The sequence below is a fragment of the Staphylococcus sp. 191 genome, from assembly GCF_011174885.1.
GTDB lineage: Bacteria > Bacillota > Bacilli > Staphylococcales > Staphylococcaceae > Staphylococcus > Staphylococcus coagulans.
Map to the genome: position 1 here is coordinate 41,417 of NZ_PNRJ01000011.1, position 25,410 is coordinate 66,826.

23 protein-coding genes and 1 pseudogene are annotated in these 25,410 nt (G+C 35.6%); 5 read left to right on the top strand and 19 right to left on the bottom strand.

The window, feature by feature from the left end:
• Positions 1 to 22 precede the first annotated feature (22 nt).
• Positions 23 to 490, bottom strand: a complete 468-nt coding sequence (locus C1H58_RS08500) for a GNAT family N-acetyltransferase (protein WP_165545933.1) — start codon at positions 488 to 490, stop codon at positions 23 to 25.
• Between the two features lie 189 nt (positions 491 to 679).
• Between C1H58_RS08500 and C1H58_RS08505 the strand changes: the two genes are divergently transcribed.
• Positions 680 to 1,114, top strand: coding sequence for an antibiotic biosynthesis monooxygenase family protein (locus C1H58_RS08505; protein WP_165545934.1), 435 nt, complete (start codon positions 680 to 682; stop codon positions 1,112 to 1,114).
• A 156-nt stretch (positions 1,115 to 1,270) separates the two neighbouring features.
• Here C1H58_RS08505 and cntE read toward each other — a convergent pair whose 3' ends face one another.
• From cntE to C1H58_RS08560, 11 genes are all read right to left on the bottom strand, one after another.
• On the bottom strand, positions 1,271 to 2,455 hold the full coding sequence (gene cntE / locus C1H58_RS08510) for a staphylopine family metallophore export MFS transporter CntE (protein ID WP_165545935.1): 1,185 nt from the start codon (positions 2,453 to 2,455) through the stop codon (positions 1,271 to 1,273).
• An 11-nt stretch (positions 2,456 to 2,466) separates the two neighbouring features.
• Entirely contained in the window at positions 2,467 to 3,207 is a 741-nt protein-coding gene (locus C1H58_RS08515) for an ABC transporter ATP-binding protein (RefSeq protein WP_060830423.1), read from the bottom strand.
• Positions 3,201 to 4,019 (bottom strand): staphylopine uptake ABC transporter ATP-binding protein CntD, encoded by an 819-nt coding sequence (cntD, locus tag C1H58_RS08520; RefSeq protein WP_165545936.1) that lies wholly within the window; start codon positions 4,017 to 4,019, stop codon positions 3,201 to 3,203. Before cntD ends, C1H58_RS08515 begins: the two co-directional genes overlap by 7 nt.
• Entirely contained in the window at positions 4,019 to 4,882 is an 864-nt protein-coding gene (gene cntC, locus C1H58_RS08525) for a staphylopine uptake ABC transporter permease subunit CntC (RefSeq protein WP_050331842.1), read from the bottom strand. Before cntC ends, cntD begins: the two co-directional genes overlap by 1 nt.
• Before the next feature lies 1 nt (position 4,883).
• Complete coding sequence (gene opp1B / locus C1H58_RS08530; protein ID WP_165545937.1) at positions 4,884 to 5,816, bottom strand: nickel/cobalt ABC transporter permease; 933 nt, start codon at positions 5,814 to 5,816, stop codon at positions 4,884 to 4,886.
• 13 nt (positions 5,817 to 5,829) lie between these two features.
• The gene (gene cntA, locus C1H58_RS08535; protein ID WP_165545938.1) at positions 5,830 to 7,428 is read right to left on the bottom strand and encodes a staphylopine-dependent metal ABC transporter substrate-binding lipoprotein; all 1,599 of its coding nucleotides are present in this window, start codon (positions 7,426 to 7,428) and stop codon (positions 5,830 to 5,832) included.
• A 144-nt stretch (positions 7,429 to 7,572) separates the two neighbouring features.
• Positions 7,573 to 8,865 carry a staphylopine biosynthesis dehydrogenase gene (gene cntM, locus C1H58_RS08540; RefSeq protein ID WP_060830427.1) on the bottom strand — a complete coding sequence of 431 codons (1,293 nt, stop codon included), beginning with the start codon at positions 8,863 to 8,865 and terminating at the stop codon, positions 7,573 to 7,575.
• The gene (gene cntL, locus C1H58_RS08545; RefSeq protein WP_165545939.1) at positions 8,865 to 9,686 is read right to left on the bottom strand and encodes a staphylopine biosynthesis enzyme CntL; all 822 of its coding nucleotides are present in this window, start codon (positions 9,684 to 9,686) and stop codon (positions 8,865 to 8,867) included. Before cntL ends, cntM begins: the two co-directional genes overlap by 1 nt.
• A gap of 10 nt (positions 9,687 to 9,696) precedes the next feature.
• Positions 9,697 to 10,506, bottom strand: coding sequence for a histidine racemase CntK (cntK, locus tag C1H58_RS08550; RefSeq protein ID WP_050331847.1), 810 nt, complete (start codon positions 10,504 to 10,506; stop codon positions 9,697 to 9,699).
• Between the two features lie 332 nt (positions 10,507 to 10,838).
• Positions 10,839 to 11,543 (bottom strand): hypothetical protein, encoded by a 705-nt coding sequence (locus tag C1H58_RS08555; RefSeq protein WP_165545940.1) that lies wholly within the window; start codon positions 11,541 to 11,543, stop codon positions 10,839 to 10,841.
• A gap of 208 nt (positions 11,544 to 11,751) precedes the next feature.
• Positions 11,752 to 13,908 (bottom strand): LPXTG cell wall anchor domain-containing protein, encoded by a 2,157-nt coding sequence (locus tag C1H58_RS08560; RefSeq protein ID WP_165545941.1) that lies wholly within the window; start codon positions 13,906 to 13,908, stop codon positions 11,752 to 11,754.
• 333 nt (positions 13,909 to 14,241) lie between these two features.
• On the opposite strand from C1H58_RS08560, the gene C1H58_RS12525 reads away from it, so the two are divergent.
• On the top strand, positions 14,242 to 14,352 hold the full coding sequence (locus C1H58_RS12525) for a TM2 domain-containing protein (protein WP_342588987.1): 111 nt from the start codon (positions 14,242 to 14,244) through the stop codon (positions 14,350 to 14,352).
• Between the two features lie 98 nt (positions 14,353 to 14,450).
• The gene (locus C1H58_RS08570) at positions 14,451 to 14,840 is read left to right on the top strand and encodes a DUF488 domain-containing protein (RefSeq protein WP_060830431.1); all 390 of its coding nucleotides are present in this window, start codon (positions 14,451 to 14,453) and stop codon (positions 14,838 to 14,840) included.
• Positions 14,841 to 14,871: 31 nt separating this feature from the next.
• Here the strand turns inward: C1H58_RS08570 and C1H58_RS08575 are convergent, their stop codons facing one another.
• A complete protein-coding gene (locus C1H58_RS08575; RefSeq protein WP_165545942.1) occupies positions 14,872 to 16,014 on the bottom strand; it encodes an MFS transporter in 1,143 nt (380 codons plus the stop codon).
• Between the two features lie 353 nt (positions 16,015 to 16,367).
• Between C1H58_RS08575 and C1H58_RS08580 the strand changes: the two genes are divergently transcribed.
• Positions 16,368 to 16,952 (top strand): hypothetical protein, encoded by a 585-nt coding sequence (locus tag C1H58_RS08580; RefSeq protein ID WP_165545943.1) that lies wholly within the window; start codon positions 16,368 to 16,370, stop codon positions 16,950 to 16,952.
• Positions 16,953 to 17,181: 229 nt separating this feature from the next.
• On the opposite strand, the pseudogene lip reads toward C1H58_RS08580, so the two are convergent.
• A pseudogene (gene lip / locus C1H58_RS08585) lies at positions 17,182 to 19,233 on the bottom strand (YSIRK-targeted triacylglycerol lipase).
• A 922-nt stretch (positions 19,234 to 20,155) separates the two neighbouring features.
• Entirely contained in the window at positions 20,156 to 20,371 is a 216-nt protein-coding gene (locus C1H58_RS08590; protein ID WP_242680303.1) for a hypothetical protein, read from the bottom strand.
• Positions 20,372 to 20,662: 291 nt separating this feature from the next.
• Here C1H58_RS08590 and C1H58_RS08595 point away from each other — a divergent pair, with 291 nt between their 5' ends.
• Positions 20,663 to 21,115, top strand: coding sequence for a 2-thiouracil desulfurase family protein (locus tag C1H58_RS08595; protein ID WP_165545944.1), 453 nt, complete (start codon positions 20,663 to 20,665; stop codon positions 21,113 to 21,115).
• A 214-nt stretch (positions 21,116 to 21,329) separates the two neighbouring features.
• Here C1H58_RS08595 and C1H58_RS08600 read toward each other — a convergent pair whose 3' ends face one another.
• From C1H58_RS08600 to C1H58_RS12385, 4 genes are all read right to left on the bottom strand, one after another.
• Positions 21,330 to 22,046: a DsbA family oxidoreductase gene (locus tag C1H58_RS08600; protein ID WP_165545945.1), complete on the bottom strand. Its 717-nt coding sequence runs from the start codon at positions 22,044 to 22,046 to the stop codon at positions 21,330 to 21,332.
• Positions 22,047 to 22,282: 236 nt separating this feature from the next.
• Positions 22,283 to 22,909 (bottom strand): ABC transporter ATP-binding protein, encoded by a 627-nt coding sequence (locus C1H58_RS08605; RefSeq protein WP_165545946.1) that lies wholly within the window; start codon positions 22,907 to 22,909, stop codon positions 22,283 to 22,285.
• On the bottom strand, positions 22,902 to 24,938 hold the full coding sequence (locus C1H58_RS08610; RefSeq protein WP_165545947.1) for a DUF1430 domain-containing protein: 2,037 nt from the start codon (positions 24,936 to 24,938) through the stop codon (positions 22,902 to 22,904). Before C1H58_RS08610 ends, C1H58_RS08605 begins: the two co-directional genes overlap by 8 nt.
• 60 nt (positions 24,939 to 24,998) lie before the next feature.
• A complete protein-coding gene (locus C1H58_RS12385; RefSeq protein ID WP_165545948.1) occupies positions 24,999 to 25,265 on the bottom strand; it encodes a lactococcin 972 family bacteriocin in 267 nt (88 codons plus the stop codon).
• Positions 25,266 to 25,410: the final 145 nt, after the last annotated feature.

Consider the following 25,410-nt stretch of genomic DNA (forward strand, 5'->3'; position numbering starts at 1 on the left):
CCCAACCACATGCTTTTTATATTTAAGATATGTTAATCGATGGTATAAGCTCTTTTTCTAACACTAGCATATCTCGGCATTGAATGCCTTCTTCATAAATAGGGGCATAACCTTGTCTGATAAAATAATCATGTTGTATAGCAACAATTCGGAATCCATTTTTTTGGTAGATTTTCAATTGTCTTAAACTTGAATTTCCTGTACCTATGCTTAAGTAGTGATAACCTTCATCGGCGTATATTTTTGTCAAAGTATCGAGGATTTTACGCGCATAGCCTTGCCCTTCAAATTGTGAGGACACACTCAAATTCATAATCTCCGCTTTTGTGTCTCTCTCATGCACCACAGCAATACCTACCAACGTCTTCCTTTCAATCCATCCATAACATTTCCCCGCTTCAAATACTGCTTTCACTTTTTCAAGATTTGGATCAGCCGTAAGCATTAATGTTTGAATATCCTTTGTTAAATCTGTACATTGATGCAGCATTGTTTTATCTCCCCTTTATTATTCATTCTCTCTCTATTTAAATCTGTTAAAAACAACTTTAACGTTTCACTATTATAATGAGATTTTATAGTTTAATACAACAAAATTTATAGTTACAAAATTTAATTTATGCAATTAAAACTTGTAATAACGGGTATAAGTTATAAAGGATAAGGAGGAGGTATAAAAATGATACTCTCTCATAAAGATCACCTTTATCAGATTGAAGAAAATGATTTAGAAACCACGATTTATAAAAATAATGATGCAAAAACATATACGGCCATTGAAAACATTGGTATGCTTTCACCTGACCATTTCTGTGTGATGAATTATATTAAAGTTACTCGCTACAGTGAAGCTATTTTTGAGGAACGTTTTCTTAATCGAACGTCCTACTTAGATGAAACGCCCGGGTTCGTCGCTTTGAGAGTATTGAGACCCTATGACCCACAAAATCACTACATTATTTTATCCTTATGGGATGACCGCGACAGTTTTGAAGCGTGGCAAACGTCTTCACATTATGAAAGTATACACAAAGAACATCATCAACTTAAAGGTCTCGATCAAGAGGTTATAGATTTAAATGCTTCATACCTCATTAAATTCGACATTTATTAACGCCAGTATGCAAAAGGTGTCATTCTTACAACAACACACATATAACGCTATATATGGGTTTAGGATTAAATATATGCATATGATTGAATCACAAAAACGCTCCCTTATTAAGCAGTGTATATCAATCAGCTTAATGAAGGAAGCGTTACTCATTTTTTAACGTTCTATAAATTGTGGTCTACGGTCAATGCTCGTCACAGTAATGATGGCCATTAAAATACCGCATATGAGATACATATTTGCATAACCTGTTAAATCGGCGATAGGTCCCATTAAGGCAGCACCTAATGATACGCCTAAATCTGCAGTTGCAATAAATAGTCCGAGAAGCATGTTACGCCCTTGCTTCGGTAACTTGAAACTCAAGAAAGACGTGAGCGTTGGATAAACCATCGCTTGTGTAATACCTATCATGATTGCACTCACATAAAGAATCAGTGCACCTAGATAAGGTCCCATCGCAATCAAGAATAAAGCAATCGTGAGCAATCCGAGTACTTTCAGCATAAATCCAACGTGCCATTTCCCGTCTGAAGGAATATACTTTCTTAAAAAGAATCTCGAAAATACGACTGTAATCGCTTGAATTGCTAAAAAGACACTGGCATGCCCAACTTGATATGTATTCACATACAATACAATAAATGTAGAAACTGCACCAAATCCAATAGAGGCAATGAGCATAATCATACCTGATTTGAATAAAAATGGGTTTTTAAACAGTTGTAAAAATACCGTTACAGGTCCATAAGGTGGTTTCTCAGGTTGTTCGGCTTGTGGTTCGTGATCTTGATTTAACGTTGCACTGAAGCCGACTACACCTGTTGTCACTGCAATGATAATCATCGCGAGTGCAAAGTAACTGAGGTTATCTAAATTCCAAATACCTACCGCTATGATGGGTCCAATAATTCCTGGTATGTAAGAGAATAGAGAATATAATGAAATCCCTTGTGAACGGTCTTCTTCAGGTAATGCATCAATAATACCAATTTGTAATGACATTGAGAAAAAGGCTGTACATACCCCTTGCATCACACGTGCTACGAAATAACCTTCAAGTCCTGTGAAGCCATACAGGATAAGTGCAAATCCATTGATCACTAAAATCCATCTCAATATTTTGATAGGTCCAATTTTAGCTATTACTTGTCCCGCCCATGGTCTAAAGAGCATCGCAGTGAGCATGTAAGCCCCCATCACGATACCAATTGTTGCGTTTGTTGCGCCTAAGTCATGACCGCGTAAAGGAATCATAACGTTAAGGATCGCATTCGCACTAAAGAAGAAGAGTGCGAGTATATATAATCTTAGAAAAGGCCATGCCAATGCACCTTTCATACAATTGCCTCCTAGTTCATAAATTGTTTTGCAAAAAGTTCGCGTGTATACGCGTGTTGCACATTGTTTAATGTATCACGATTCAATCGCTCTTGAATCTGTCCATCGTTAAAAATCACTAAATCTTCACATAAATATACAGCTGCTTGTATATCATGTGTGATAAAAATAAAACTCAATTGATGAACATCCCTTAAATGAATCAACAAATCTAAAATCTGTGATTGAATTGACATATCTAATGCACTGATGGCTTCGTCCAAAACAATATAATCGGGCTTTGTGCTAATCGCTCTCGCAATGGCAACGCGTTGTGCCTCTCCTCCAGACATCATTTGTGGGTATTTATCAAGATATTGCGCATCTAAACCAACACTTTTTAATAAATCAACCATATACGCCTCTTTATCGTTCACAGGTGATTCACATTGCCGTAACGCTTCTCTTAAAATTTGCCTCACATTGAAGTATGGGTGTAAAGAAGATTTATAATCTTGGAAAACGACACTCATTTTCCCCAATCTAACTTGGCGATGACAGACATCACGGCCATTGAGTAATACCTTTCCACTATCTGGTTTTTCAATACCTAAAATCATGCGTGCTAAAGTGGATTTCCCACTCCCACTTTCACCAATGATTGCAATACTTTGGCCTTTATCGCATTTAAGGCTAACAGATTTTACAATTTGACGCTTACGTCGTCTTTCACCACTGCGATATGATTTCGTTACATTTTGAACTTCTAACATGTCATATCACCTCTTAGCGCCTTAAAATGCTTTGAAACGCGATCACGTGCCGCAATTAAAAATTGCGTATATTCATGCTGCGGTTGATTAAAAATTTGTTTCGCTGGTCCAGACTCAACGACATCTCCATGACGCATAACGAGAACCGTATCGGCAATACTTTTAACCACTGCTAAGTCATGCGAAACAAAAAGCATGGCACAGCCAATTTTTTCTTTAATTTCACGTAGTTCTTCAATGACTTCATACTGCGTAATTGCATCTAAAGCTGTTGTAGGCTCATCAGCAATAATCATATCCGGTTTGAGTGCAAGGGCAAGAATAATCATCAACCGTTGCAACATCCCACCAGACAATTGATGGGGATAAGATTTTAAAATACGGTTAAAATCTCTTAACCCCAACATGTCAAAATAATGTTTTAACGTTGCTGTCTGCTCTTTTTTAGACATTTTTCGATGCTGTTGCAACATCATTTTCATTTGTGTCCCAACCGTGAAAGTCGGATTAAATGCCGTACCGCCCTGTTGCATAATCATCGCAATACGTCGCCCTCTTATTTTTCGAAGTTCCTGTTCTGAGGCTTGATGAAGATTTTGATCTTGGAAAGTGACTTGGCCGCTCATTCGTATATTTCGATCATTGATACCTAATAAGGATTTACACGTAACCGATTTCCCACTCCCGCTTTCACCGATAATCGCGATGACCTCGCCGCGATGTAGCGTAAAATTACAGTGGTGGACTAAGACATCGTTTGTGTTGCCATCAATTAATGTTAAGTCTTCTACATGCATCACAGTATCTTGCATTATATCCACCCTTTCTTAATCCGTTGCTTCATTTGTTGTTTAGACAACTTAGGATCGATTGCAATTTGTAATGCATCAGATAAAAAGTTGACAGCTAATACGATAATAATAATCGTAATGCCTGGCGCAAACATAAGCTCTGGGTGACTGAACATGACTTTTCGTGCTTCATTCATCATCATGCCCCATTCTGCAGTAGGCGCCTTGACACCTAATCCTAAAAATGAAAATCCGGAAATTTGTAATATCATGGATACCATTGAACTTGTTGAAATAATCGCAATATCTGCTAAAGTTCGTGGCAAAATATGGGTCGCAATAATACGACTGTGTGATAAACCAATTGTTCGTGCAAACTTCACATCATCTGAGTCTCTATATTGCATGACACTCGTCCGAATGATACGGCAAAACCATGCCCAACGTGTGATAATGAGCGCTACGATAATACTTTTCAAACCGATGCCCAGTACGCCGATGAGTGCTAACGTCATGACATAAGTGGGAAACGATAACATGATGTCGCAAGCACGCATAATGATCGCATCAACCCACTTACCGAAGTAACCAGAAATGAAGCCTAAAACCGTGCCTATGAATACTGAACATATAAGCGCAAATAAAACTAAAATAAAGCTCGGTCGAATCGCAAAAATAATACGCGTTAAGATATCACGACCTAAATGATCTGTACCGAGCCAATGTGCGAATGACATTCCTGCAAATTTATGATCAATATCAACTTCATTCGGCTGATAAGGTGTGACAAAAGGTGCAAAAACGCCAAGCAATAAATACATAGCGATAATTGCCAATGCCCATTTTGCGCCTGTATCTTTTAATAACCTTTGAAAGACAATCATATTAGCCTTCCTCCCTTAACCTTGGATTCAGCCACATATTGATGACATCTGCAAGTGTATTAAAAAGTATAAATAAGACAGAAACAACAAGCACATAAGCTTGGATAATTGGAAAGTCTTGTTCAAGTACGGCTTTCACGCTTAACTGCCCCATACCCGGCCATGCAAAGACATTTTCTATCACGACTGAACCACCTAAAATCAATGGTATAGACATACAAAAGATAGAGACAACGACTTGCATCGCATTACGTGCAACATAAAGCAAAAGTTTAGATGTCGGGACACCCATTGCACGCATATATAAGACATAATCTTGATCCAATTGTTGAATAACAGCACTACGCACATTTCTAAAATATATCCCTGTATACCCTAACGTAATAACAAGTACCGGTAGGATATAGCTTTCTGGTCCTGTCAATCCTGATGTTGGAAGCAGGTTCAGTTTGACTGAAACAAAAATAATTAAAATCGCAGCAAGCCAATATGAAGGGATTGCAGTTAAAACAAATGCTGTACTTCGTGTGACACGGTCGAACCATGTCCCACGAAATAAAGCAGTCACAATACCAAGTAACATAGATAATAGAATAATGACTACACTTGATACGAGTGTTAATTTAAGCGTGTTAAAAAATGCTGGCCATAATCTTAAACTCACATCTTCGCCGGTCACAAAACTATGACCAAACTTTAACTGCACTGCCGATTTGAACCACTCCCAGTATTGCACAATAAAGGGATCATTCAGCCCATACTTTTCACGTGTCTGTTCAACCAAACTTTGTGAAATATTTGGAACTTCTTGTGCATGTAAAATAACTACAGCTGGATCTTCATTCGACAAATGTGTTAAAGCAAATGTGAGAAAGCTAATCACAATTAACAATGGTACGGTCAGTAACAAACGTTTGATTACACTGTATACCATACGTTAGGCATCCTTATTTATATTCCATTTGCTCAAATGGTAATTCATATTGTGATTGTTTGAATGAGATATCTTTTAAATCTTTAGGTGCAACAACTGTCATACCACCATGAGAAATCGGAATGAAAATCGCTTCGTCATGAACAGTTGTTAAAATATCTTTATATTTTTCTTTTTGAGTTGTAGCATCTTGTGTTGATAATGCTGTATCAATATCATCGAATAATTTTGATTTTTCTTTAATACCAGAAACTGCTGATTTGTATCCTGTATCTGCTTTAAATGCAGAAATTGTACTTTGTGGGTCATATTGTAAGCCCCAAGTTTGGTTGAATAATAAGTCATAATCACCTGAAGTACGGCGTTCAGCAACTTTATCAGAAGTTTCGCCTACAATTTTCAATTGCATACCGATATCTTTTGCTTTCGCTTGTATAAATTCAGCTTCTTGTTTTTGTGAATTTGAGTGGTTGTCATAATATAACTTCATTTCTAGTTTTTTACCATCTTTTTCACGAACTTCGCCTTTTTTAGATTGTTTCCAACCCGCATCGTCTAAAAGACTTTCAGCTTTTTTCAAATCAAATTCACGTTTTGGTAAATCGATATTCGCATGTGGCACGTTTTTTGAGAATAATTGTGATGCAGGTTTTTCAGTTTTATCTAAGATTTTTTCTGAAATTCGTTTTTGGTCTACACTATGCCATAATGCTTCACGAACCGCTTTGTCTTGCGCAGGACTATCTTTTTTACCAGAGTTCGCAACAATCATTTTAGTGTTCATTGGTTTACTACGCTTCAACTGGTAGTCGCCTTCGTCAACTAATTTTTTCATTGCTTCATTATCTACGTTGTCAGTTCCACGGTCATCTGTAAATGCAAAGTTAACTTCACCTTTTTGAAGGGCTAAGAATGATGTTTCACCTGCTGGTAATACTTTTGCAACGATTGATTTTAATTTAGGTTGTCCACCCCAATAATCATCATTACGTTCGAATTTAGCTTGTTCGTCTTTTTCATGTGATTTCAACTTATAAGGACCTGTACCTACATAAGATTTCAAACCATCTTTCGTACCGCCATCTTTAAAAGCTTTTGGTGACACAAATACAAATGGGCGTGTCATCGCTAATTCTTCTAAAGTTGCATTGTAAGGTTCTTTAAGTTTCAATACGAATGTATAATCATCTTTGACTTCTGTTTTATCAATTAAAGTAGAAACTTTAATCCATGAGTGTAACTTTTTATTGGCTTGAACAGCATCAAAATTCTTTTTAACGGCTTCTGCATCAAATTTTGTCCCATCATGGAATTTTACACCTTCACGTAAATGGAATGTATAAGTTTTACCATCTTTAGAGACATCCCATGATTTGGCTAATAAAGGTTCAATCCCCTTTTGTGTATGATCAACTAACGATTCATAAACCATACCTTGCGCGGACATAGAACCACCATAGACGTGTGGATTCATATCTCCAATGTCTTTAGATGTTGCATATGTAAGATTTTTCTCTTCTTTTTTCTCATCTAATGCCTTTGAACTCCCACAAGCTGATAAAACAAGTAACAAGGCCATACATAAAGTCAGCCACTTCAAAGTCTTTTTCATAATCTTTTTCCTCTCTTTTCTCCTTGACCCTTTTTTGGGGTATATGAAGTTTATATTTAGTCATATCATTAAACAGGCACGCAGTGATTCAATTTAGACATCTCTCTATGTGACCATTCGAGACGCATAATAAGAAAGCCTTTTTTAGTGCGACATTAATTGCGATTCAATGCATGCAATATCATGCGCAAAATCTTGCACTTTAAATTGTGATGAAAAACTATCATTCCGATGACTGGCTTGAAATGCTTCTAACTGTGCTTCATATCGATGCATAAAGGTGTCCATCATAGGTGTGTTAATTTTGAGCACACGTGCAATTCCGCGCATAATCTGTGTTCGATAGTAATCTTCACTCGGCATACGTGGAATTTGCCATTCCCCTGATTCATTTTGAAAGACATGCTTAAATGGAACGGCAGAAAAATCAAAATATTTACCCGTCGCATCTGGTTTTGAAAATGGATCAATCAGAATACCTGTATAACGTACATATAAAAGATACTCTTGCTCCACTGGCGATAATGTTTCAAATGCTTCGATTTTGGAAGCATCGATTGTTTCTTCACGGAGTGGGTAATTTTCTTTCACCATAAATTTCAATAAATTCAAAGTTTCAATATTCATTTCCTGCAAAATATGCATCACTTCTTGCCACATTAGGCGCATTTCCGTGATACATTTCATCGTTATTGGTCCTTCTGGGAACAATTTGTAAACAAAAAACGGCACATCGGTACCTTGAAACACCGCTTTAAGTGCGTGCATATTCATAAATAATGCTGGGTGGACATAGAGCGAGCTATTGCGTGACTCCGCTTGAAGTGGATGTTCCACCACTGTCACTGGCACGCCAATTTGAGTCATTAATGCAACCATTTCCTGGAAAGTTTGAGTATTTGATTGAGTCGAGCCGATATAAAGACGTTTCTTCACCCCTTTAGTGATTACACGGTGCGGTTGATCTACATCCATCACACCCGTATCTCCTAAATAAGTTGAAAATGAAATGACTTCTATATTCGGTTGGTACGCTTGCAATTGCTGTTTCACAATCATATGCGATCCAAATGTTGGTGAAATAAGCACAACGCTTTTCAATTGCGTTAAAACACGTTCCGAAATCTGAGATAACACTTCACTATACGCATCCGCTGTACAAGCAAGGACGAGCACATCATATTGCTTTTGAATGTCATGATAACTTTCATAGACCTCGGCTAACATTGCTTCTCCAGCTAATTGTTGATGTGCTTCATTTTGAACAGAAACTTCAACTTTTTGCGTTTGTTGATAAGCCTCAATAAATTTGCGTGATTTCTCTGATTGTAAACTTCGGCTTGCCATCGCAATCTGATTATCTGAGTATTGATCAAACAATACTGCCAGTTGAATGGCCACAGGGCCTGTTCCTGCTATCAATACTGACTTTGACATTACGATGCGCCCCTTTCATCTGCTTTTTGATAAAGTGCAATATCAAAAATCTGATCGGGTTGCGTAATATCAGCCACACATGTCCAATGATGTGGATATGTGTCCTGTTTTGGATAGTTAAAGATAGATTTTAAGTCATTTCCATAACGCATAGAAACAACAACGTCTCGATTTGTTAACTCATAGAGCTCTGCGAGAATGTCATATTTCATTTTAACTGTAGAGCTGAAAATGATATGCGTCACATCTCGAATCGCCTCTAACTCATTCACATTTTTACGATGAATCTCAATGGTTTCATTCGGTGCTAAGATTTCAATCACTTTTTGGCCATAGTTTACGGCATCTTCATCAATATCAATACCAATCACATGAGCACCTGTTTCTTGTGCAATCTGAACGAGTGTCATGGGATACGCACCAGAACCTACGAGTAATACCGTATCTTCCGATGTTATTTCAAACTGGCCAAATTCTTCCACAATGCAGTGCTCTATATTTTCAAAATAACCTGATGAACCTGCATTTCCTGATATTAATCGACGTGCACGTGTCGATTCCATTAATTTCACGCAACGTGAAGTAATCTCAGCTAATACGTGAATCAACTGTGTATTAGATACTGGATGTGTATACCACTGTTGGTATACTTGTGCTTGTTGCTCATCAAGAATATAAGCACTGTAATCATCTACCAATTGTTCTAAATCGCGTACTGCCTGTTCGCTTGCCTGTGCTTTTTCGTATAATTGCTCGAATTGTTGCGCATAGTTTTCTAACTGCGCTTCAAATTGTTTAATCTCTTGTCGCATGTCGATCATGGTTCTCTCCTTATTCTAAGTATGCTAATCCCGTTGCAACTGTAGAAACATGACCCTTTATGGAAATTTCATAGCCCTCATCTTGTCGACGAGTTGAAACAGATAATGCGCCACCTGGCTGCAAAATCTCCTCTTCAATATGTGAACTGTGTCGGCGATATGCTTCATAAACGCCCACTGAACCTGTTCCAGAACCACAGCTCTGCTCCCAAATGATACTGTCAACTTGAGGTATGTATATCAGTGGATGTAAACGTCGTTGATGTGCTTCATATAGCATGATACCAATCGCAGTGAAATGCTCCGGCCATTGATGTTGACGCACGAATTTTTCAACTGATATTGCCAAACGATCTGACCATACTGAAATCGGACAGACAAAATGTTGATATGTATCATATTGAATTTCTAAACCATCAAAAATAACATCATCAATTGTATATTGTTTCTCAAGTATTTCCGTCGGTCCAGGTAACGCAACTTCATATTCTCCTGTTTCTTCATAAAAAGCACACTGCGTCGGTTCGCTCAAACCTGAAACTTGAAGTTCAAATGAAGAAGAAGGTAATAGATCTCGCGTTTTCAAATAATGAATAAATGACAAAGTGCCATTACCACAAAATTCTTGTCCGCTCATAACAAGTTGATGTGGAATATCACCTTTGGCATCAACAATAAACCCAACTTGTTCACACCCCACGTGTGATGTTTGCATTAATTGCTGCGCTATACCCGCATATTCTGAAGGATCATGAGTAGAATCTACTAAGACTGTCATATTTCCAGATGGATTAAATTTCGAAAAATGAACGATTTCCAAATGTATTCAATCTCCTTTTTAAATAAATATGCTTTGTTACAAATCGTAATCATAACGATTTAAAAATATCCTACTCTCTTCTTTTTAAATTGTCAACAATGATAATCATTATCGATTTAAATGCTTATAAAAAAAGAACCATAAAATGACAATTGCTTGACATTTTATGATTTCCTTTAATAATATTTAATTTATTTTTTTAAAATTACATTTAACTTATGCGTCATCGAATAAGATGAACTTATTGATGAACTTATTATAATAAGGAAGTAAGACGTCACATCATCGTGCAGACGTCTTGATTTTTAACGCAAAACGGCTCATCTAATCCCTCACTGGCTGATTGACATCTTTGCCGTAATGTTGTGTAAACGTGGGTCATTGTGATGCGCTTCATATAATGGAAGCAACGGCATTTCTTTACCTGAACTTAATAACATTTGATAATCAATCAGTGCACTTTGTGTGCCACCAATAAATAAAGTATTCGGACTCACACCAACAATCGTCACAAAATTCCCTTTAGGTGGCGATACCATATAAAACTGCATGCCTTCAGGTGCATTGGGAACTTGACTGGCAGACGTCACCTGTAAATGATTTACAGTTCTTGATTCTGTTCCAGCTGCTCCCACATATTCATACATTCCTTGATCGATTTCTGTTGCTGTGATTGTATAATGGGCCGCATCTTCCACAAAGAATGCGAGCGCAATTTTCTTTTTAAGATCAATCCGGTCTATGTCAGACGGGTTCGGCTCCGATTGGGGCTTCGTTTCACCTTTCTTTTCTTGTTGAACTTTTTCATGATGTTCCTTGTGACTTTCGCTTGATGATTGTGCTTCATCTTTCTTATCTTTTGGTGCTGCTTTCTTACTCGATTGTTGTTGATCTGTTGTCGTTTCTTTTTCTTGAGTAGCCGGTTCAGAAGTTTGAGGCTCGGCTTTGTTTACTTTTTCTTCCTTTTGATGATTGTCCTCACTGCATCCCGTTAAAATGACTAATAATGATATACATGTTGTAATTAATTTTTTCATTCTGATACCTCACTTTATAAGCGTTGCACTATACACTTATAAATATATCAAATAAAATTAAACATACAATATGCTGTTATCTTTTTTAACGCTTCTCCCAAAAAAACGACGAAAGCGAGACAGAAATCAATTTGATTCCATTGTCCCGCTTTCATACACAAAGCTTTAATAAAGACTTCTATCTTTCAATTAAATTGTTATTCTGTGATTAACGTGTTTGTTTTTGTTGCTTGCGTCGTTTGTATGCCAATAATGATACGCCTGAAACCATTAATAATAGAGACCATAACGTTGATACCTTCTCTTGACCTGTCTCTGGTAATACAGATACAGATTTTGGCTCAGCCTTGGCTATATGTGGTTTAACTAAATAATCAACGGGTGTTGTTGGCATTGTAGATTGAAGTTGAAACCCGTTCACATGGCCTATACTTCCTTTTTCATGATGTACTAACTTTAATGTTGCTAAATGCTGTCTGTATGGAACCATGTCTTCCATATCTTGCGTAAAATCAGACTCTACAGATACCGATGCATCTGCCGCTTGTTCGTTCTCACCTTGACTTGGTACAGACGCAGGTGTCACGTGTTCAGGCTTTGTTGTTTTTGTGACTGAAGTGGGTTGCGTCATTTTGGGTGTTTCAGCGCTTGCTTGATGATGTTCAGACGCATCACGCTTTTGCTCCGCTTTGACAGCTGGGCTTGCGTCATTTTTATCAGTTTCTTTTGCCGTTTCATGTTGCACTGCAGCTTGCGTATCTTGTTTCACTTCTTCTTGTGCTTCGTCGTGCTGCTTTGTTACTTCTTCTACTTTAGGTGCTACGACTTCGTTAGCAGGTTTAAAACTGCGTATTTCAAATAAATCGTCGTCTTCATCTGAATAGTCGTCAAATACTTCATCATCCATGATTTCATCAATATCAACAGGTTCAATATATTTTTGAATTTGCGCTAACGCTTTTTGAGTCGTCGGATCTACTACAGTTAACGTTAACGTTTCACCATTGTACATACGATAGCCAGCTTCTTTAATATTGAAAGTAAAGTTACCCTCTTGATCTGCTTGAAGCGTTGGGAAGTGTCTATACTCGCCTAAGTTTGAATCAATTCGAATAAGTGCATTTGCATATTTCGTACGACCTGTCATCTCTTTTGTACCTTCTAAGATTAACTTGTCTTCACCACGAATCGCTGTTTCAATAACATCTCCAAAAATGTCATTAATTTGAATCGCTTCATCTACATCTTTTAATTCTTTTACAGGTTCAATCGCATTATGATCAAATAATGTATGGGCTTTTTCAACCGCTTCAAATGGTTCTGTTAAAACATTAAATACAAATGAAGGCATTGTATCTTGTTCATTGTCTGATTTAAAAGAAAGTGACACGAGGTCCCCTTTTTTCAATGCATAAGATTTATCGAAAAGACGGTTGAATTCGAATTCAAAAAAGCCTTTAGGATCAATAAATTTCCAAACGCCATCATAACGTGTTTCATATGCTTCTTTACTCAATTGTTCAAGCGTTGAAGTTGAATCCCCTAAATTAATAAACTTACCGTTAATCGCAAGTGCAACCTTGCCTTTAACTGATGTATGACCTTTAACCACACCTGTACCTTCTAAAATAGGTTCAATCCATACTTGGTGTCGACCGTTAATTTGAGGAATACGTGTTTCTGGAATTTCGTATGCTTTTTCATATCTAGGCGTTGTATACGAAGCTTTAGGACCTTCGCCTTCAGCGTCTAGTAGTAATCCTTCTAACGATAAATCACTTTCTTCATGGTCTCCTGCTGTTACTTCTTCTTTTTCTTCTGAATCTACCGCATGCGTCGCAGTATCTTGCTCTACTTCATGTGGCGCCACTGTTGTTTCTTCATCAGAAGTTTCCAACGCTTTTTCATCATCTTCTAAAGCATCTAAGTCTAGAGGTTCCGTTGCTTCAACATCTACTTTTTGGTTATAAACGATTTTTCGCCCATTCAAATCATACGTAAATTTCCCGTTCTCATCAGACACCACTTCTTGAAAGTCATCTTCAAGATTAACGACATCTTTATTATCAATTTTAAGTGAAATAGCTTTGTTAGGCTGTGTGTAGCCTGAAACTTGTGTATCGCCTGGGCGCACTTCATCTAAATGTATAAAACTTTCATTTTCCGCTTGTTCTGATGCCGTATTGTCTTCCACTTGTTGATTTTCATTCACTTGTTTCTCATCAACAGACACGGCTGATGCTTCTTGAGCCGTTGTATCTTCTGAAGCTTCCGCTGTACCATTTGAAATCACTAAAATTGCTGCCGCTGCTGTAGAAACTAAACCGATCTTCATTTTTCTTAATTTATAATTTTCCTTTAACATCTTTAACCTCTCTACTAGAAAAAATCATTACTGCTTAACTTTAATATACTAAAGAGGTAAATCATATTAACTGAATATTAACTAGAACTTAAAAATGTATAATAGCAATGGAAAACAATTTTATTCTTTAAATCAACTATTTAAAATAATGCATTATCTATTGCAATTTTATATTGTACGAGATAGTCATCTCTCAAATCTATTCACATTTTGTTGTATAATTACAATTAGATGATGAAACAATGAAAGTCAATAAATGGATTTCCGCTATACTCGCGATTGTTCTAGGGGGGAGGCGTTCACAAATTCTATTCGCATAAAATCGGACTCGGCATCTTATACGCTCTATTTTCTTGGACAGGCATACCCAGCCTAATTGGTTTTATTGAAGGTGTCCTCGTATTACTCAAAACACCATATGAAACAAACGAAATTATTGTATAACACTCGCCAAATATTCTAATGTACTCAAGAAGGGCTTCGGGAAGAATGCGTCTTGCTTTCTACCCGTGCCCATTCAACATTTCAAAGGGGAGATTCTCGTGACTGTTAAGATTGAACGTATCTATACAAAAGCGCAAGAAAATAATGTTGTTCGTGTATTGGTCGACCGAGTGTGGCCAAGAGGCATTTCTAAAGCAGAGGCAAATTTAGATTATTGGTTAAAAGAGATCGGTCCGACCTCTCAATTAAGAAAATGGTTTCATCATGATCCTGAACGTTTTGCCGCATTTAAAAATCAATATTTAAAAGAACTACAAACACTGGATGAACAACGCGCCGCATTTGCAGAATTACAGGAAATTGTAGGTCAAAATGAACATGTAGTCTTACTTTATGCAGCCAAAGATACTGAGCATAATCATGCTATTCTTCTACAAAACTGGATCAATCATCCACCCCAAACTCTTAAAAATAAAAACCAATCTTAGAGATTATCCTCTACAAGATTGGTTTTTGTACTTATGACACAACTTTGAAGCGATACCATATTAATCCGATTAAAGCAGAAGCTGCGCAAGAGACAAACAATAAGAGAATAAGATGATGAGCTATTAATCCTCCGCCAAGCCATGACCCTATAGTAATCCCTACATACATCGCAGTCTGATTCCACGCCATAATACTCCCCGAAAAAGCAGCATTCCGTTTCGAAATGAAAGATTGGTACGCTGAGAAAAATAAATAACCACTGAAAGCCCATAACGTGAGAGATGGAAATAATAATAAAGGATGTGTAACAGTCAATCCCACAACAATGAGTAGTACAGCTAAACCGGTCATACCTATTTTGATAACGCGATCATTACCCAGATGATCTGAAAACCATCCCCCAGAAACACTTCCAATTAGGGCACCCATTCCGTAAAAGGTAAATGCAACACTCGTCATGAGGCTAGATAAACCTGTCACACTTTTAAAAATTTCACCAAGAAATGTATAGACACCATAGACAGCTAAAGCCCATAACGTAGTAACAAGTACATCACGAATCATACCTTTAAATTTCTCGAAATCTGGTGACCGATGTGATTGCGAATGCATATGCTCTGGTAAAACAAAGCTATTTAAAGCACTTAATGCCAATGTCCCTATTGCTAAAATAATAAATACCGTTCGCCAGTTCGTAATGTTGCCAATTAAATTCCCTAAAGGTGCACCCACCCATATCGCTGTTAGAAAACCAGAAGTCGCTATAGAAAGGTATAAGCCATTTTTATTTTTAGGCGCTAAATCACCTGTAAGTGCAAAAACAGAAGAAGTAATCATGGCTGCAGCCCCACCTGCCCATACACGACTTAAAACGAGCACAAAATACGATCTTGCGATAAAAGTAAGCCCATTCGCAAAAGAGAATAAAATAAGCCCGATAACAATATTTTTCTTTTTGCCCCATCGATCGGCTAAAACACCAAATAGCGGTGCCATAACCGCATACATGACTGCGAACGAGGTAACAATCCAACTTGCTTGTTGTGCAGATATATTAAATTCACGAATCATATTCGGGAGTAGCGGTGATACCACGAATAAATCTGTACCCACTAAAAAGAGCGTCAACCACGCGATACTTAAGCGTAATTGACTACGAACTTCATTGTACATATTCATACCTTCTTCAATTGTTTTTCTTTCATTACTTTAAGTCTATGGCTAAAGCCACACGCCTTCAATATGAAAGTCACTTTACACACCCTATAAACACGCATGAATCTCCCTATTTTTAATTGTATTCTTAAAATGTCACCACGTTATTCTATGTACATACTTCCTTTCCCCCCTACATACTTCTTATCACTTTATTGGACAATCGTATCGAGGGCATGTATCTTTAAAATAAATAAAATATCATCAATATATAAACCACTTTTATGTAAAAATTTCTCTGAAATAAGACAAATCGCACACACTCATTTCTTTTCTGTATGATGACAATAATGGATAAAGGAGACATGTTTATGTATTTATTAGAATTACATCAATTTAATACTAAGCAAGTAGTCGGATTGTTTGAAACTGAAGCGGATGTTAAATCGTGGCTTCATGCAGTAGAAGGTATCAAAGTGGATAAAGAAGTTTTAGATGATGTCACTTTTGAAAATTACTATTTAGACTACAATGACCTTCCTAAATATCAAGAAGTGTATTGGCAGGAAAGTCAATATGTTCTCAGTCGATATACTTTCACATCCGATGAGGGTGACATTGTAGCTGTGTGGAACCCAATAGAAGTCATATCAGATGTCCACGGTCGTGTATCAGGACAAACGAGAGTGGGTGCATATGTTATCGATAATGATGAGGTAGAGTCTTATATTAACGCATTTGAAGAAATGAAAGCTTATCTTATTGATTATTTTGAACAAGCCCATCATGATGTAGGTGTATATGGTCAAGAATCTGAAGATGGCGCTTACCTCGAGGTCGATGGTCAATTTTGTGGTCATTTAGAAGGCTATTTAGTCGATGAATGGCAAAATAAACTATCAAAAACAGCTTTTATCAAGACGCATTTTGAAGATTTAAATAACGCCTCATTTTAATCAAACAAACGAGATTGGAGGCGACCTCTATTGAAATAGAAATTCGCCTCCAAATTTTTGTCTTTTTTGTGTTACCCATAAATAAACAGCTCGCCTATCGTTACTCTTTAACTGTCCACTTTGACTTACATACTTTCATCGAGAAGTGAGACAACCTTCCCTCTTATAGAGATGTCAATTTCACATTGCATCTAATATTTAAGAAGACAATCTATAGGTATCCATCTGATTAACTTTGATACCTTTCCGATGCATGGGTCTCTAATGCTTCAACACCTAAAAGATGATTTACGATTCCCATATAGAAATTCGCCAATTCTGCACCCGTATGTTTTAAATCAGTCGCATCAATACCAATAAAGTCTACATGATCCCAGCCTTGCAAGATAGGCCTCACTTGCCAAATCCCTTTTCTTGTACCAGAATCTTCTGCTGTAATATCTATAAATGCCTGGTTAAATGGGTGCAAAGAAGAAATCACAGGTACAATACCATCATTTTTACGCCATGCGACATTAGCATCATGACCAATAATTCTACTTGTTAAATCCATAAGTGGAAATTGACCAATACTTGGGTTTTCATTACCTAGCGGACCAGTATGAGAAGCTAGTCCTGTATATGTTGTATACGTGATGTTTGGATTTAGACTGGTCATTTCATTCAACTTTGCCGCTCCTTCAAGGGTTAAATCATAAGCAGCATTATCCGTTGTTGTCCAAATGCGACTATTACTGACACGATTAATATATTCAAGACGTGTTTCACCCGGCTGTTGTTGAAACCCCCACTGCCTCAAACCAAAGTCTACTGTTGAATTTTTATTACCAGCTAACCTGTTTAAGGCATACATAATATTTCTTACGATATCTTTATTACCAATCTTATCAGCAGCTTGTGACCCATTATGTGGTGTTCCCAAAGTCGTAATAGAGGCAATCATATTATCCTGACCCCCAAGAAACAATGGTGAAATTTCTCCACCATGTTGCTTATGATAAGCAATTTCTTCTTGGTTCCCATTTCTCAAAAATTGCTCCATTAAACGAATCGTTTGACCTCCCATACTATGACCAATCAAGTGGATTTTTTTACCTGGTTGCCAATCGCGCATAATACCTTCATACGTTCTACCGTAGCGTTCATGACCATATTTTGCTGCATGGGCAGCACCGTAGTCCACACGTCCACCTTTAATATAATAATACAATTCTACTGCGCGATCATAATTACTAGCAAAAGCCCCTACACTCGCTTGATAGATATCATATCCCTTGTTTTTCAGTTCATCCACTACCTTGAACTTATTGCCACCCCAATAATTAGGATATAACGGAAAAGTATTCTGATCGACTAATCCTAGGAATCCATGAACTAAAACAATAGGGTACTTGTTAATATGTTGGGCTTACCTTAGTTTGTGACTATACGTTTTTTGTGTATCAGCCACTGTCGCCAACGTTGAAGTGCGTGCTACTGGCTGACTTTGAGGAACAGCCTTAGCTTTATTTTCATTTTTATTATCAATATGTGTCGCTGGTTGTTTGACTTTTCCATTATGATGGTTAACATCGTTCGCTTTTGGCGCAACGCTTCCTGCAGTTTGTTGATCTTGATTTTGCGCTGTTATATCTGAATTGGTTTTATCTTTAACTTGCAAGAGCGCGTGTGGTGCTTGATTAGAAGATGTTGCATGTTGTGGGTCATTGTTCTTATTAGTGATCGTATTTGATGCGTTGTCATCATTTCCTGGGTGATTGTCATTAACTTCTGTATTTTTTTCTGTCTCTTTTGCATCAGGTTTAATATTATTTGCTGGTTCAATCGATGTAAGGGGGATTTCTTTATTAGTTTGTCGATCTGTTAAAGATGTTGCATGTGACGCGTCGGCAACCTTGTTGATATGATTTTGATTAGTGTTTGTGTGATTTTGTTGTTCAACCAGAGTTAGCTCAGGTGTCGATTGAACTTCTGGCTTAACCGCATTTAATCGCGTTAAGTCTGTTAGTTTAACATTTGCCTGTTGATCTAGTTCATAATATGTTACTGGTTGTAAATTTTCTGCAGGAATTTCTTTTTTTGTTACGCCGTTAACATCATTAGGGGTTGATTGCTCACCTTTTTGAACCACTGCTGCAGGTGCATGATTTCCATTTGTGACTTGTTCAGCTGCTTGTGCCTCATGGGTACTCACAAAGAACGTCGTTACAGCTAAAACAGAGACGACACCAATAGAATACTTTCTGATAATATAACGCTTATTTCCTTGATTATTTTCCACTATACCACCTCAAATGTTTTTCATCCCACATTTAAGATTGAATAACTGATAACTATAATATAACATCATTCATCGTATTTTTTGTTTTTTGGTTATAAAATTGCTGTAAAGTTTCTTCGTTTTTACTTTTGATAAAAATATTTTAAAACATTCTAGTTAATGTTATTTTTTTGGATTACTGTTTGTTTTATTATGCAAATTTCTGATCTTCATTTAATGATATAATACTGATAAACCGCTGACTGTTATTTATTGATTAAGAAAGGAGAAAATCGCATGAAACAAACACAATATATTCACCACATTATCAATATCCTTTTGATGATAGCCCTCATTGTTACAAATATTTCAAACATACATATATTGCCACTTACTGTCGTCATCACTCTTATATTTATCGTAAATACAATTTTATTGATTAAAAAAACTACAAAAACATAAAAAAAGATTGACTGTAAAAAAGATAGTCGCCCTTTTTTATTGGAATGAAAAGAACGAGCTTCACTCACATTTAATAAAATTGATGCATAAAACTTCTAATAAACTTGTCCTCTTAAATAAAAATCTGTATTTTACAATTTAACATGTGAGTGAACTTGCTTAGAAACCCCATCTGTTGAGACATCAATCATTAAAACAGAAGTAAAATTTATGGAAATATAAAGATATTTCGGGAAGTCGGAAAGACCAACAAAACAAGTTTATTTGTATTCAAATAATTACGGATGAAAATGAAAATATTTTTTGTTCTTCTAATTAAATTGTTAAAAATATGAAATAAAAGATAACAGTTTTTCATGCATTGTCTAATTATCCCTCCCTAACTTCTGTTCCTTGATGAAATCGTAATTTCCAATCATTATCTTCATATTTCCAAATCGAACTTCTATTAGTAACGATATGATTGTTTTCATTTAATAGTTTATATGTGCACAAAAAAACAATCCTCTGCAAGTTTATATTGGTTAAAATTATAAATTTTAAAGTCAAAAGCATCTAATTCAACATTTAGAATGTCTTCCTTATAATAAACCTTTCCTGATTTTCCAAATTCCTTAAAGTCAGAATGTAGATAATACGCAACTTTTTTATTAGCTCTATTCCGCTTATCTAAATGCATTAATTCATATGTAATCATCAACTTTACCCTCCTCAAAAACTATATATTGAATCAATATTTATTCGTCACTTTCTGCGATTAACTCATTATCAATATTCAGTGCTTTATATAGATAAATGCTATCACCCTTTACTTCTATATCATATTAAAATAATATGACGTTAACATTTAAATCATGTAAAGCAATAGCTTCAAATCTACAAAGTAACCAGCAATCTATCTCAACTTGTTTGCTTGAGAGATTTTTACTAAGATTTAGGTAAAAAATGAATTATAAATCGTTTAAAAAATTGAAAGTGAGGTAAAATCATGATATTAATAAGTGCCTGTTTAGCTGGTGAAAACGTGCGATACGATGGGGGAAACAAAGGGAATATAGCGCTCAAAAACTTAGTGGATAAAGGGTTCGCGCGAACGATCTGCCCCGAAATTTTAGCAGGACTTTCCATACCAAGAGCAGCTGCGGAAATTGTCGATGGAGATGGGTATGATGTGTTGCATCAAAAAGCTAAAATTATTGATTTATACGGGAATGACGTCACTGAAGATTATGTAAGAGGCGCAAAAATAGCATTGAATATATGTAAAGAATTAAATTGTAGCACTTTAATTTTAAAATCTGACAGCCCCACTTGCGGTTCAAATACCATTTATTCTGGCGCTTTTGATGGAACTAAAAAAAGCGGTGACGGTGTGTTTACAGCGCTTTTAAAAGTCAATGGAATAGAAGTTTATGACGAAACGTATGACGAACTCACTTAATTTGAAAGCAACTTTAAAACGCTGCGTTTCAAGATTTTGACCTCTAAAATAGACCTAAAAATAAAAAATGGCAAGAGATAACTGGATGACGCTTATTCTATAATAAGCTAATTGCAATCCATGTTATTCTTGCCAAAATGAGACTATGATATTAAATCGATTTCTCTCCTACAACGCATGATTATTTTAATCATTAAAGCACTATTGGGATTCTCTAAGAGATAGAACAACTGCCGTCTGAACAGTGACCAGAATTGTCATCAGTAGACAAATCTTCAAATTTCTTTTGTGTATTGATTTCGCCCCACGCTGTATTAATTGCACCTTCAAATGTTTCTAATGGTTGCGCACCTTTTACGACATATTTATCGTTAATTACGAAATAAGGGACCGCTTGTATACCATACATACGTGCTTGACCTTTATCTTTGTTTACTTCATTCGCAAACATGTCATCATTGTCTAAGACCTCTTGTATCTCTCGTTCTTCTAAACCGACACTTTTAGCGATTTCCATCAATTCTGTGTTATCGCTTAAGTTTTTACCCTGTTCGAAATAAGCACTAAACAAAGCATTTACAATTTCTAATTCTTTGCCTTTTGATTTTCCTAATTTAGCTAAACGATGTGCTTTAAAACTGTTTGTAGGTTTCAATATATCCATTTGATAATTCAAGCCTACTTCTTTAGCGTGTTGCGTAATGTTTTCATTATTTTGTTTCGCTTGTTCTAAAGTCACTCCATATTTGCCCGTAATTAATTCAATAAAAGACATGCCTGACCATTCTTCCGCAGTTGGATCTAACTCGTAGCTTTTAAATTCGATATCAACGTCATCTTGAAGCCCTAAGTTTTTAATAGCTTTTTGCAATTTTGTATCACCAATATAGCAAAATGGGCACATAAAATCTGACCATACTTCGACTTTCATCTGATAACCTCCTCATCATTCTTTTCGTAACAAATAACTTAATACAATTGATTATATATCACAAATTAAATGCTTTATATATTAACGAGGTAAATCAATTATTAGATTTTCTATTTAAGATTTAGATATAAACTCCATTTTGATTATCCAATACAAACACTCGCGATTCCACCTATTGCAAAAAAACCAGATACCATATAACTACTCTCTGAGGCTCCCTATATTTATGACCAAAATCAAACAAACGTATCCATATCGATCAACTTGTTACCAACGTCAAAAAATGCTTTATCATGTGTAGCCATAATGATTGTCATGCCATTATTGTTTAATGCTTTAAATAGATTTATCGTATTTAAAGCATTATCTTCATCTAAATTTCCTGTCGGTTCATCAGCATTAATCAATGTTGGATTTTTTAAGATAGCTCTAGCTATAGCAATTCTTTGTTGCTCGCCACCACTACATGTGTACACTTTAGCTTTCATATCAAGATGTGATAATCCCACCATTTGAACAACTTCCTCTATCTTTGCAGTATCTTTTTTTGAAACATTCAACGGTAAGGTTAAGTTGTGAATGATACTTTGATTTTCTAAAAGGCCGTAATTCTGGTAGATATATGCAATATCATCTCTACGAAATTTCAATTTATCCTTTTCTTTACGAATCATTTTCCCTTTAAATGTAACATGACCTTCATCTGGATCTTCTAGTAACCCAATGATATTTAACAAACTCGATTTTCCTTTACCGCTTGCTCCTTTGATAATAATAAAATCACGTTGCTCTATGATATAATCAAAACTTTGTAAAATACGCTTTTTATCAAATGATTTATGAATATTTTTAAGTTCAATCATCTTTTTTTCCTTTCAAAACCTCGTTTAGATTTTCTTTATTTAACTTAATAAATGAGTAAGAAGATACCCATGTTTCAATCAAAATGACACCGAAGAAAATGGAATAAGATATGATATTTTGCTGAGATAAAATTAAGATGCCCATTAATAAATTCAATAATAATAAAAATGTTAAAATAGGTTTGTGAATTTGAAAGTAGCTATATCCTAAAGTATGTTTTATAAAAATTTTATGTTGGTATGATGTGAAATATAGTCTGATAAAAGTAAAGGTCATGACAATAAACGTCAAAGTGGTCAATAAGGCTAATACAGCATATTGTGACGTTTTGACTTTCAGCCTATTAATTTCATCAAATTTGGCATCATATACAGATTCCACACTCGGTATATAACCATCAACATGAAATTTCTCTAAGCCTTTTTTTATCGTTGAATAAGGGTCATCAGACTTACTCTTAAAAACATATCTTGTTGAAAAATAGGTTTCAAAATTACGCAGCGCAGTATTACTCGTTTCAACAATAGCTATTGGCGCAATAAGCGTATTTTTTCGACCTCCAACTTCAAAATCATATGTAGGATAACCTACATTGTTGTCCACCCATATAATATTGATATTTAGATTTTCTTTCTGTTTATCATTACTAATATCCTCATTTTTAAGAAACGCGAAATGATCTTTAAACTGAACCTCAATTTCTTTTTCGTACTGCTTATATTTTATTGGCACAATGATATTTTGTGTACGGCTATCTCTTTGTATATCATCTAAAACATTTTGACCTTGGATTGTATGCCTTTTGTGCGTTTTTAAATAATTAATATCAATCGTAATAGTTTTACCATCAGGCTCTATATTCGCATTTTCTTTTTCATTTAATTTATAGAGCGGTCTTCCATCCGTATTATAAAAATTCCCGACATCAATAATGAATCCTTTGTTATACGCACTGTTATAATAATCTTTTAAATGTTTCCCCAATTGCTCTGCTAATTTCTCATTTTTCAGTTGTCCTTGATCTGAAACTAGCGTTTTATATGCATTTTTAGAAACATCCCAGTATTTTATGCTACTTTGCTGGAATTTATAATTACGATAATTCTGAACTAAATTTTGACTTGATAAAGACAAAAATATCACTGCCATAACCGCTAATGCCATATAGGTATACATCATTAAAAAAGGATCACTTTGCTTCATATTTTTGGCGTATTGCTTTGTATAAATCGCCAGTACGACAGACATCATAGCAATACATGTTACCATTAAAATGATTGACGTACATAACGCAATAAGTACGACTTTGGTGAGATGAACGTCTTTATAAATGAATATATATACCAAAGCGCTCAAAACGATATTGATGCCAACATAACCAAAAGCATAGTATTTAAAATCAGCTAATAAAAATTGAAGTTGATGCCACCAACTATATCCTAAATCGTACAACAATTTACCATCGCTTTTTCGATTCTGTAAACTATGTATTAGCACTGCCAAAAATATAAATAGAAACAAAGTTGAAAGGATGATACTGAACGCATCAATTTGAATATGCTGCGATACGGTATTTTCAACTTTTTCTGTTGAACCTACATTACGATTAATCAATTCGATTACTTTTTGTACACTTTCTGTATCGCCTTTAAAAAAATAAGTGCCTTCTTCCGATAAATTTGTATCTTTCAAATTATAGACTTTAATATGTAAGTGACGATCAAATAAATTCAGTGTGTGATTGTGCGTTGCTTTTTGTTTTAACTGCTGGTCTGTCGTATTAATTGCAACTTTATCATCACTTAAGTATGTCACTTTAGTAATAGCTATATTATATTTCTTTGATAAACTTTCAAAATACGTTGACGCATTTTTGCTATACGCTTTATCTTTATCAAAAGCAAATCGAACCTTTTCACTCTGCTTTTCAACTGCGTTATAGAATGATAATGATTTAACAGAGTCTATTACAACAAAATTTATTATAAGCGATATCGCTACTGCTAATATTAATATAATCCTTTTCATATATACCTCTCTAGTTTAAAAGAACCCATTAAGATTTATCTTAATGGGTAGACCATTTAACTATTTATGATCATAGTAAGATTTGTTACCTTTTAGAGTTGCCTTAACGTGTCCCTTTGAATACACACCAGCTTTTTTCCAACCACCATCACCAACAAAGCCCTTTCCATTAATAGCAGTGCCTTTTCCAGCTTTTTTATAATGCTTATATTCAGAAATTACTGTCTTGTTACGTATACCTCTAATCCAAAAACCACCACTTTTAGCACATGTTGTAATAGAGTAATTTGTAATATTAGAATTATTATCTTGAGTTTCTGATTTCACTAAGCCATTATAATTATCTACACTTTCTGATCCTCCGTTAACACGGTTGTATATTTTTAACGGTTGGTGAAGTATTCACTGACCGTTATTTTAATTTTTGATATTAAAAAAGCACAAATATCTCTATAATTGTAAGTGACCAAAC

Coding starts and splice junctions, on each gene's coding strand:
- C1H58_RS08610 (WP_165545947.1), bottom strand. CDS start 24,938: ATGAAAAGGATTATATTAATATTAGCAGTAGCGATATCGCTTATAATA.
- C1H58_RS08600 (WP_165545945.1), bottom strand. CDS start 22,046: ATGAAAGTCGAAGTATGGTCAGATTTTATGTGCCCATTTTGCTATATT.
- C1H58_RS08505 (WP_165545934.1), top strand. CDS start 680: ATGATACTCTCTCATAAAGATCACCTTTATCAGATTGAAGAAAATGAT.
- cntC (WP_050331842.1), bottom strand. CDS start 4,882: ATGATTGTCTTTCAAAGGTTATTAAAAGATACAGGCGCAAAATGGGCA.
- C1H58_RS08605 (WP_165545946.1), bottom strand. CDS start 22,909: ATGATTGAACTTAAAAATATTCATAAATCATTTGATAAAAAGCGTATT.
- C1H58_RS08595 (WP_165545944.1), top strand. CDS start 20,663: ATGATATTAATAAGTGCCTGTTTAGCTGGTGAAAACGTGCGATACGAT.
- C1H58_RS08555 (WP_165545940.1), bottom strand. CDS start 11,543: ATGAAAAAATTAATTACAACATGTATATCATTATTAGTCATTTTAACG.
- C1H58_RS08560 (WP_165545941.1), bottom strand. CDS start 13,908: ATGTTAAAGGAAAATTATAAATTAAGAAAAATGAAGATCGGTTTAGTT.
- C1H58_RS08500 (WP_165545933.1), bottom strand. CDS start 490: ATGCTGCATCAATGTACAGATTTAACAAAGGATATTCAAACATTAATG.
- cntE (WP_165545935.1), bottom strand. CDS start 2,455: ATGAAAGGTGCATTGGCATGGCCTTTTCTAAGATTATATATACTCGCA.
- C1H58_RS08590 (WP_242680303.1), bottom strand. CDS start 20,371: ATGATTACATATGAATTAATGCATTTAGATAAGCGGAATAGAGCTAAT.
- C1H58_RS08515 (WP_060830423.1), bottom strand. CDS start 3,207: ATGTTAGAAGTTCAAAATGTAACGAAATCATATCGCAGTGGTGAAAGA.
- cntM (WP_060830427.1), bottom strand. CDS start 8,865: ATGTCAAAGTCAGTATTGATAGCAGGAACAGGCCCTGTGGCCATTCAA.
- cntA (WP_165545938.1), bottom strand. CDS start 7,428: ATGAAAAAGACTTTGAAGTGGCTGACTTTATGTATGGCCTTGTTACTT.
- C1H58_RS08580 (WP_165545943.1), top strand. CDS start 16,368: ATGTATTTATTAGAATTACATCAATTTAATACTAAGCAAGTAGTCGGA.
- cntD (WP_165545936.1), bottom strand. CDS start 4,019: ATGCAAGATACTGTGATGCATGTAGAAGACTTAACATTAATTGATGGC.
- C1H58_RS08575 (WP_165545942.1), bottom strand. CDS start 16,014: ATGTACAATGAAGTTCGTAGTCAATTACGCTTAAGTATCGCGTGGTTG.
- opp1B (WP_165545937.1), bottom strand. CDS start 5,816: ATGGTATACAGTGTAATCAAACGTTTGTTACTGACCGTACCATTGTTA.
- cntL (WP_165545939.1), bottom strand. CDS start 9,686: ATGATCGACATGCGACAAGAGATTAAACAATTTGAAGCGCAGTTAGAA.